The following is an 8,584-nucleotide window of genomic DNA, read 5'->3' as shown; positions in this document are numbered from 1 at the left end:
CGTCGATCCAGTCCCAATCGACCTTGCCGGCAAGCTGAACCAGCTCGTGCTTCATATTGATGATCTGGTCCAGCCTGGCCCGGAACAGATCGCCCGATTCCGTCGTCCTGTGCTTCTTCGGTCGCATCGCCACCTCCGATGCGACGACGGAATCATGACTGGCGATTCGACGGAATCCTGAAAATGAAATTGCAAGGTTCCGATGCCCCAAGCATCAAAACCCTGCAATCGCAAAACAGCCCACAAAGACAAATGCGATTCTAGCTCAATCGCTTAGCCGCTCTTCACGGACGACTAAATAACGGCGGCCGAAGGCCGCCTCTGCCACCTTTTCCCACAAGGGGAGAAGGGAAGAGACGGCGGCGCTCGCCTCGTGCCCCAGGCCTACTCCGACATCGGCTTGTCGGAGATGTCCCAGTCCTTGCCGGTGAAGGTGGAGATGAACAGCGTCTTCATCGGCGTGTAGTTCTCGGGCGTGTAGCTGTAGGTGACGCCGTCGAGGAAGTAGGGCGAGTGGAAGCCCGCGAGCGTCGATGCCTGCTTCAGCACGTTGGCGCGGGTGAGCTCGTCGCCGCAGCGGCGCAGGATCTCGCCCATGGTCACGGCCTGGCCGTAGCCGGCAAAGGCGATGGTGTTGTCGGGGTCGATCGCCGGCGTGTACTTCTTGCGCAGCTCCTCGAACGCCATCACGTCGGGGTCCTTCTCCCATTTGGGAAGGCCGACCTCCTTGTTGTAGCGGATGGCGACGATGCCGGTGGCGTTCTCGAGGCCCGCGGCGCTCAGGATGGAGCGGCCGGTCGACCCCGCCGACAGCAATTGCAGCGGCTTCCAGCCGAGCTCGGCCACTTTACGGATCGACTGCGACGACGCCTTGCCGGTCGAGATGTTGTAGAAGACGTCGGCGCCCGATTTCGAGAGGTTGATGAGCTGGGAATCGACGGTCGGCTCGGTGAGATCGTAGGTCTGCTCCATGATCACCTGAGCGGTACCGCCGGCATCGGCCAGCACCTTCTTGAACGGCCCCAGGAAGTCGCGACCGAAATCATCGTTCTGGTAGAGGATGCCGATCTTCGCGTTCGGCTTCACGCTGACGACGTGCCGGGCCAGGATGCGCGCCTCGGTCGGATAGAGCGGCAGCCCCGCCATCGTCCATTTGAACTCTTTCGGGTTGTTCCACTTCGACGCGCCGGTGTTGAGTAGGAGCTGCGGCACGCCTTTGGAGTTCAGGTATTTGTGCACGGCGGTCTGCGGCGCGGTGCCGAGCGAGCCATACAGCGCCAGCACTTCCTCCTGCTCGACCAGGCGCCGCGTCGCCTCGACGCATTTCGGCGCGCTGTAGGCGTCATCCATGGTGAGGAACTTGACCTTGCGTCCGTTGATGCCGCCCTTCTCGTTCAGCATCTGGAAGTAGGCTTCGCCGATGCGCCCGAGCACGCCATAGAGCGAGCCGGGGCCGGAATGCGGCACGGTCTGCCCGATCTTGATCTCGGTGTCGCTGGCGCCCGCGTCGTATTTCTTCTCTGCGGCCCAGACATAAGGCGCGGGCAAGGTGGATGCGGCGATGGTGGCGAGCGCGGCGGCGCTGAAATCGCGCCGCGATGGATTCTTCGTCATTATTTGTTTCTCCCTAGCGAGGGCATTGTGCTGACATCGCAGCGCAGCTCGCAAGTGGGGAGTCGCAACTTTGCGACGCAATGACGCTCATATTGCGCGGTGCTAGCGCCTAGACTCAAGTTTTCTCGGCGACGACGACGAAGCCGCGCACCGGCTCGTTGTTCTCGATGCGCGGCGAAGCCAGCTCCAGTGTCAGCAGCTCGAGGCCGGCCTTGGCAATCGCGTCGCGGACATATTCCGCTGAATGGGCATAGCGCAGGCCTTCGCCGAGCACGATGCCGCTGCCGTCATGAGTCTCCAGCGTGAAGGCGAGCACGCCGCTCGACGCGAGCACGCGCCTGGCTTCGGTGAGCACCGGCGCGAGATCGGAGAGATACACGAAGGCGTCCGCAGCGACGACGAGATTTGCGCTCTCGGCCGCCTTGGTGCGCAAGCCTTCGATCATGTCGGCGATCTCGAGCTCGGCATAGAGGTTGGTCGCGCGAGCCTCCTTGATCATGCGCGGTGACAGGTCGACGCCGATGAAGTGGTCGACCTGCTTGGCGAAGGCGGCGGCCGCAAGCCCGGTGCCGCAGCCGAGATCGATCGTGCGCTTGAAGTAGGCCGGCTTCTTGGCGGCGCCGCGCGCGGCCAGCACCGCCTTGAAGATCAGGCTCGGGCCGCGATAGCCGAGATCGTTGATCAGCGTGTGCTCGAAGCGCGGCGCGTATTGATCGAACAGCGTTTGCACATAGGCCTTGGGCATCTCCGCCATCTCCGCGTCGCCGAGCCGCATCAGGTGCAGGCCGGCGCCGTGCCGGTCCTCGGGATCGGAGTCGAGCGCCTTGCGAAAAGCCGCGATCGCCTTGTCGCGCTCGCCAAGCTGCCGACGGATCTCGCCGAGCGTGAACCAGGCGGAGGTGAAGTTCGGCGCAAGCTCGATCGCCTGCTCCAGCAGGTCCGCGGCCGCCGGCAGATCACCCTTGAGCTGGAGATCGCGCGCGAACTCGAAACGGCGGTCGGCCATGAGATCGCCGGAGGACAGGAACAGGCGCAGAGGCATTGAGGAACCGGGAACGAAGCGGTGATGACTCGAAGATGCGGTGACGCGACCTATATAGCAGGCATGCGTCCGCAAGACATCCTGCTGCCAACTGCTGCCGGCCTGTGCTGCAAGCCCGGCGGCTTTCATATCGATCCTGTCCGGCCGGTCGAGCGTGCCGTGATCACCCACGGCCATTCCGACCATGCCCGCGCCGGCCATGGCGCGGTGCTGGCGACGCAGGAAACGCTCGACATGATGCGGCTGCGCTATGGCGAGAACTTTGCCGGCTCGACGCAAGCCATCCGCTATGGCGAAGAGATCCGGCTCGGCGACGTCCGCGTCAGATTTCACCCGGCCGGCCACGTGCTGGGTTCGGCGCAGGTCGCGGTGACGTGCCAGGAGACCTGCATCGTCGCCTCCGGCGACTACAAGGACGCGGCCGATCCGACCTGTGCCCGGTTCGAGCTGGTGCCCTGCGACGTCTTCATCACCGAGGCCACGTTTGGCTTGCCGGTATTCCGCCATGGCGATGCCGCCGACGAGGTGAAGAAGTTGCTGGCCTCCGTTGCGCTGTTTCCGGAGCGCGCGCATCTGGTCGGCGCCTATTCGCTCGGCAAGGCGCAGCGCGTGATCGCGCTGCTGCGGCAGGCCGGTTATGACGCCCCGATCTACCTGCATGGCGCCATGGAGAAGATCACGCACTACTACCAGAGCCGCGGGATCGCGCTCGGCGAGCTGAGGCCGGTGAAGGGCGTGAAGAAGTCGGCCCTTGCCGGCACCATCACGCTGGCGCCGCCCTCGGCGACTTCCGATCTCTGGACGCGGCGTTTTCCCGATCCCGTCACCGCCTTCGCGTCAGGGTGGATGCGCGTGCGCGCCCGGGCGCGCCAGCGCGGCGTGGAATTGCCGCTGGTGATCTCCGACCACGCCGATTGGGACGGCCTTACCTCGACGATCGCCGCGACCGGCGCGGGCGAGATCTGGGTCACTCACGGCCAGGAAGATGCGCTGGTGCATTGGTGCCGGAGCAAAGGCCTGAAAGCGCGGCCGCTCGATCTCGTCGGCTATGGCGACGAGGAGGAGAGCGAGACGCCGATTCCAGACGAGGCCGAAGCATGAATCGCTTCGCCGAACTGCTCGACCGCCTCGCTTACGAGCCCGGCCGAAACAACAAGCTGCGGCTGATCACCGGCTATTTCCGCGAGGTCGGCGATCCCGACCGCGGCTATGCGCTGGCCGCGCTGACCGGCGCGCTCAGCTTCAAGCATGCCAAGCCCGCGCTGATCCGCGATCTCATCGCGGCGCGCACCGACCCGGTGCTGTTCGGGCTGAGCTACGACTATGTCGGCGACCTCTCGGAGACCGTGGCCCTGATGTGGCCTCGGCGCGACGCAAACAATAGCGAATCTTTTCCGGGCTACCCCTCTCCCCAACCCTCCCCCACAAGGGGGGAGGGAGCGCAGCGGAGTGCCGCGCTTTCAGTGAGAACCACAGCTGAGAATTGTTTAGCGAGTGATGGAGGCAAAACTCTTTCCGTTCCCTCCCCCCTTGTGGGGGAGGGGCAGGGAGGGGGGTACCGCGGGCGAGATGGCAATGATACGCTCCATCCAAGCAACCACAACAACCCACCGGCGCCGACGCTCACCGAAGTCGTCACCACGCTGCGCACGCTCGGAAGGACCGAGTTGCCGAAGCAGCTCGAGCGCTGGCTTGACGAGCTGGATGAGACCGGCCGCTGGGCGCTGCTGAAGCTCGTCACCGGCGCGCTGCGCATCGGGATCTCCGCGCGCCTCGCCAAGACCGCGGCCGCCGCACTCGGCGACAAGGACCCGCATGAGGTCGAGCTGATCTGGCCAGGCCTCATCCCGCCCTATCTCGACCTGTTTGCCTGGCTGGAGGGACGCGCCGAAAAGCCCGTCAATCGCGATCCCGCGCCGTTCCGGCCCGTGATGCTGGCGCATGCGATCGAGGACACGGATTTCGCCGCGCTCGATCCCGCCGACTACATCGCCGAATGGAAGTGGGACGGCATCCGCGTGCAGGCGGTCGCGGGGCGGGACGATCGCGGCCGCATCACGGCGCGGCTCTATTCGCGCACCGGCGAGGACATCACGGGGAGCTTTCCCGACCTCGTGCCGTCGCTGCACCTGCCCGGCGCCATCGACGGCGAGCTCCTGATCCTGCGCGAGGGCCGCGTGCAGAGTTTCAACGTCCTGCAGCAGCGCCTCAATCGCAAGGTCGTCTCGCCGAAGCTGATCAAGGAGTTTCCGATCCACCTTCGCGCCTACGATCTGCTTGGCGACGACGAGAATGATCTGCGCGAGCTGCCTTTTGCCGAGCGACGCGAACGGCTGGAGAGATTCGTTGGGAAGCTCGACGATCCCCGGATCGACCTGTCGCCCACGGTCCCTTTCACAAGCTGGGACGCGCTGACCGCCGCGCGCGCCGATCCGGCGAGCGCAGGTGCCGGCGAGGATGCGGACGCCGTCGAAGGCGTGATGCTGAAGCGGCGCGATGCGCCTTATCTGCCCGGGCGGCCGAAGGGCCAATGGTGGAAGTGGAAACGCGACCCGCACATCATCGACGCCGTGCTGATGTATGCCCAGCGCGGCCACGGCAAGCGTTCGTCCTATTATTCCGACTACACTTTTGGCGTCTGGACCGAGGGCGATGGCGGCGACGAACTGGTGCCGGTCGGCAAGGCCTATTTCGGCTTCACGGACGAGGAGCTGCTCCAGATCGACCGCTTCGTCCGCCGCAACACCACGGAAAAGTTCGGCCCCGTGCGTCATGTCGTGCACGAGGGCGACAAGGGGCTGGTGTTGGAGGTCGCGTTCGAGGGGCTGCAACGTTCGCCACGACACAAGTCCGGCGTCGCCATGCGCTTTCCCCGCATCAGCCGCTTGCGCTGGGACAAGCCGCCGCGCGAGGCCGACCGGCTGGAAACGCTGGAGAAGATGTTGAAATCGGAAGCGGCGGAGATCGAAATGTGAAGCGTTCTGAGGTCAGGTTCGATCGCCGCTGCGAACGCAGTCCGCTCCCTCTCCCGCTTGCGCGAGAGGGGTGGGGAGAGGGCTGTCTCCGCAGTGGGATTCCCCCAAGGCGAGAACCCTCACCCGCGCCTTCGGCGCGACCTCTTCCGCAAGCGGGAAAGGTTACAGGGAGCTCGCGGCACACGTTTGCCCGAATTAAACCCTGGTAACCCGATTGACGCTCGCTTGCGGGTTCCCCATGTGCCTCGCCGTGCCCTATAATGGGGTCGAATCCCCTGAGGAGTTTGCGATGGTCCAAGACGTCAGAGATTTGCCGGCCGGCCGCAGCGACGGCCTGCACCGCTTTCTCGGCGGCTCCCCGCTGGCGGTCGCGTTTCGCCTGGTCCTGCTCTCGATCCTGGTCGGCGTCGTGCTGGCCGCGATCGGCTTCGACCCCTGGAACATCATCACCAGCATTCGTCTCCTGTTCCAGCGTCTCTGGGATCTCGGCTTCGATGCCGTGAACTGGCTGTGGCGCTACTTCCTGCTCGGCGCCGTCATCGTCATCCCGATCTGGCTGCTCTCGCGCGTCTTCGGCGCGCCGCGCGGCCGGTGAGATTTTGAAGGCTCGCGGCCGATGCAATTGCGCTTTGTCGGCTGCGGCGATGCTTTCGGCTCCGGCGGCAGGCTCAACACCTGCTTCCACGTCTCCGGGCGCGAGGCCAACTTCCTGATCGATTGCGGCGCGTCGGCACTGCCGGCGCTGAAGCGGCTCGAGATCGACTGCAACGAGATCGATCTGATCCTGATCACGCATTTCCACGGCGACCATTTTGGCGGGCTACCGTTTGTCCTGCTCGACGCGCAATTCTCGCGGCGGACGCGGCCGTTGACGATCGCGGGTCCGAAAGGCATCGCGGCGCGGCTTGCCCAGGTGATGGAAGCGCTGTTCGAGCATTCCTCAAGCACCCAACAGCGGTTCGAGCTGAACGTGGTCGAACTCGCCCCCGAGCAAGGCCGAAGCTTCGGCGCGGTGACGGTGACACCCTATCCGGTCGTGCACGGCGAATCCGGCGGGCCTTTCCTGGCTTATCGCGTCGAGGCCGAGGGCCGCACGCTCGCCTACAGCGCCGATACCGAATGGACGGAGACGCTCATTCCGCTGGCGCATGGCGCGGACCTTTTCATCGCGGAAGCCTACATGTACGAGAAGGTGGTCAAGAACCATCTCAGCCTGAAGACCTTGGAACAGCACCTGCCGGCGATCGGCGCCAAGCGGCTCGTCCTCACCCATATGAGCGAGGACATGCTGTCGCGTCTGGGCGAAGTGCCGCATCTCGCTGCAGAGGACGGCATGGTGCTCGTGTTCTGACATGCACGCGCCGGTTCATCCCAGGATCAGCTCCCGACAGGTGTTCTCCATCGCGGGACCGGCGATGGTCGCGAACCTGACCACGCCGCTGATCGGCGTGGTCTCGACCACCGCGATCGGACGGCTCGACGATGCCGCGCTGCTCGGCGGCGTCGCGATGGCCTCCGTCATCTTCGACTGCCTGTTCTGGCTGTTCGGCTTCCTGCGCATGAGCACGCTCGCCTTCACCGCACAGGCGCTGGGCGCCGGCGAGACGCGCGAGCAGACCGCGATCCTGGTACGCGGCTTCATCGTCGCCGGCCTGATCGGCACCGGCCTGATCGCGCTGCAACTGCCGCTGACCTCGGTGCTGTTCGACCTGATGGGCGGCAGCGAAGGCGTGACGCGCGCGGCGAAAACCTATTTCATGATCCGGATCTGGTCATCGCCCTTCGCCTTCGCCAATTACGTCGTGCTCGGCTGGCTGGTCGGGCAGGCCCGCGCCAATCCCGCCCTCGCGCTCCAGGTCGTCATCAACCTCATCAACATGGTGGCGACGATCCTGCTGGTGCTGGTCTACGACACCGGCATTGCCGGCGCGGCGGTCGCCGCGCTGCTCTCGGAGACGATCGGCTTCGTGCTCGGCGTGGTCGTCTGCCGCCGCTATGCGGACGGTGGCTTCAGGGTGCCCCGCGCAACGCTGTTCAATCGCGCAAAACTGATGCGTCTGCTGGCAGTGAACTCCGACATCATGATCCGCACGGCGGCGCTGATCGCTGTGTTCCTGTTCTTCACCGCCAAGGGCGCGCGCGCCGGCGACGTCACGCTGGCGGCGAATTCCGTGCTCAACAATTTCCTCCTGGTCAGCGCCTTCTTCCTCGACGGCCTCGCCAACGCAGCCCAGCAGCTCTGTGGCCGGAGCTTTGGCGCGCGCGACGCCAGGGGATTTGCGGATTCGACCAGACTGGTGCTGCTCTGGGGCCTCGGCTTCGCGCTGGTCGTCGCCGTGCTGTTCGCGCTGTTCGGCCCCAACCTGATCAATGTCATGACGGCCAGTGAGGATGTTCGCCGCGCCGCGCGCGAGTTCCTGCCGTTCATCGTGCTTGCGCCGATCCCCGGCGTGTTCGCCTTCGGCTTCGACGGCATCTATGTCGGCGCGACCTGGGCGCGCGAGATGCGCAATCTGATGCTGGCATCGCTCGCGATCTTTTTCGGCGTCTGGCTGGCGCTGCAATCGTTCGGCAATGCCGGATTGTGGTGCGCGCTGATCGCATTCTACGTCGCCCGCGGCGGCTTGCAGGGCGCGCGCTATCCGGCGCTGTATCGCGCGACGTTTTCTTCTCCTTCTCCCCGCTTGCGGGGAGAAGGTTGGGATGAGGGGGAGTTTCCGCAGTCGTCCGTTAAGAAGCCGAATTGAGCGGGGCCGGACAGGCGCGCGTGCGCCAGAGCTGGATCAGGAACAGGCACAAGAGTTCTCTGATCCAGGCGAGGATGCGGCGGAAGTTGTGGCCGACGGCTGAGAGGATGACGTTGGCCGCATCGCCGGCGCGGCCTTTGAGGTAGCAGCGGCCGAGGTGGCCATCGGTCTTCAGGTGTCCGATGATGGGTTCGATGGCGGAACGG

7 protein-coding genes and 1 pseudogene are annotated in these 8,584 nt (G+C 65.2%); 5 read left to right on the top strand and 3 right to left on the bottom strand.

Going from position 1 to position 8,584, the window contains the following annotated elements:
* Positions 1-384: 384 nt before the first annotated feature.
* Together H1B27_RS39200 and H1B27_RS39195 are read right to left on the bottom strand one after the other, a co-directional pair.
* Positions 385-1,614, bottom strand: a complete 1,230-nt coding sequence (locus tag H1B27_RS39200) for an ABC transporter substrate-binding protein (RefSeq protein WP_197969718.1) — start codon at positions 1,612-1,614, stop codon at positions 385-387.
* 115 nt (positions 1,615-1,729) lie between these two features.
* Entirely contained in the window at positions 1,730-2,656 is a 927-nt protein-coding gene (locus H1B27_RS39195) for a class I SAM-dependent DNA methyltransferase (RefSeq protein ID WP_197969717.1), read from the bottom strand.
* A 63-nt stretch (positions 2,657-2,719) separates the two neighbouring features.
* Here H1B27_RS39195 and H1B27_RS39190 point away from each other — a divergent pair, with 63 nt between their 5' ends.
* From H1B27_RS39190 to H1B27_RS39170, 5 genes are all read left to right on the top strand, one after another.
* A complete protein-coding gene (locus tag H1B27_RS39190; RefSeq protein ID WP_197969719.1) occupies positions 2,720-3,757 on the top strand; it encodes a ligase-associated DNA damage response exonuclease in 1,038 nt (345 codons plus the stop codon).
* Positions 3,754-5,631, top strand: coding sequence for an ATP-dependent DNA ligase (locus H1B27_RS39185; protein WP_197969716.1), 1,878 nt, complete (start codon positions 3,754-3,756; stop codon positions 5,629-5,631). Before H1B27_RS39190 ends, H1B27_RS39185 begins: the two co-directional genes overlap by 4 nt.
* Positions 5,632-5,920: 289 nt before the next feature.
* Positions 5,921-6,226 carry a DUF6460 domain-containing protein gene (locus H1B27_RS39180; RefSeq protein ID WP_028181545.1) on the top strand — a complete coding sequence of 102 codons (306 nt, stop codon included), beginning with the start codon at positions 5,921-5,923 and terminating at the stop codon, positions 6,224-6,226.
* A gap of 21 nt (positions 6,227-6,247) precedes the next feature.
* Entirely contained in the window at positions 6,248-6,982 is a 735-nt protein-coding gene (locus tag H1B27_RS39175) for an MBL fold metallo-hydrolase (protein WP_197969715.1), read from the top strand.
* Position 6,983: 1 nt separating this feature from the next.
* The gene (locus H1B27_RS39170) at positions 6,984-8,378 is read left to right on the top strand and encodes an MATE family efflux transporter (protein WP_197969714.1); all 1,395 of its coding nucleotides are present in this window, start codon (positions 6,984-6,986) and stop codon (positions 8,376-8,378) included.
* Here the strand turns inward: H1B27_RS39170 and H1B27_RS39165 are convergent.
* A pseudogene (locus H1B27_RS39165) lies at positions 8,362-8,584 on the bottom strand (IS5/IS1182 family transposase); the annotation flags it as partial. The gene H1B27_RS39170 and the pseudogene H1B27_RS39165 sit on opposite strands and share 17 nt — an antisense overlap.

It is taken from the genome of Bradyrhizobium diversitatis (assembly GCF_016031635.1).
Taxonomy (GTDB): domain Bacteria; phylum Pseudomonadota; class Alphaproteobacteria; order Rhizobiales; family Xanthobacteraceae; genus Bradyrhizobium; species Bradyrhizobium diversitatis.
Note: the sequence above shows the minus strand (reverse complement) of the source record. Positions and strands in the feature narration are given on the sequence as shown.

Excerpts from the sequence above, each read along its gene's own strand:
- H1B27_RS39200 (WP_197969718.1), bottom strand. The coding sequence starts at position 1,614 with ATGACGAAGAATCCATCGCGGCGCGATTTCAGCGCCGCCGCGCTCGCC.
- H1B27_RS39195 (WP_197969717.1), bottom strand. The coding sequence starts at position 2,656 with ATGCCTCTGCGCCTGTTCCTGTCCTCCGGCGATCTCATGGCCGACCGC.
- H1B27_RS39190 (WP_197969719.1), top strand. The coding sequence starts at position 2,720 with ATGCGTCCGCAAGACATCCTGCTGCCAACTGCTGCCGGCCTGTGCTGC.
- H1B27_RS39185 (WP_197969716.1), top strand. The coding sequence starts at position 3,754 with ATGAATCGCTTCGCCGAACTGCTCGACCGCCTCGCTTACGAGCCCGGC.
- H1B27_RS39180 (WP_028181545.1), top strand. The coding sequence starts at position 5,921 with ATGGTCCAAGACGTCAGAGATTTGCCGGCCGGCCGCAGCGACGGCCTG.
- H1B27_RS39175 (WP_197969715.1), top strand. The coding sequence starts at position 6,248 with ATGCAATTGCGCTTTGTCGGCTGCGGCGATGCTTTCGGCTCCGGCGGC.
- H1B27_RS39170 (WP_197969714.1), top strand. The coding sequence starts at position 6,984 with ATGCACGCGCCGGTTCATCCCAGGATCAGCTCCCGACAGGTGTTCTCC.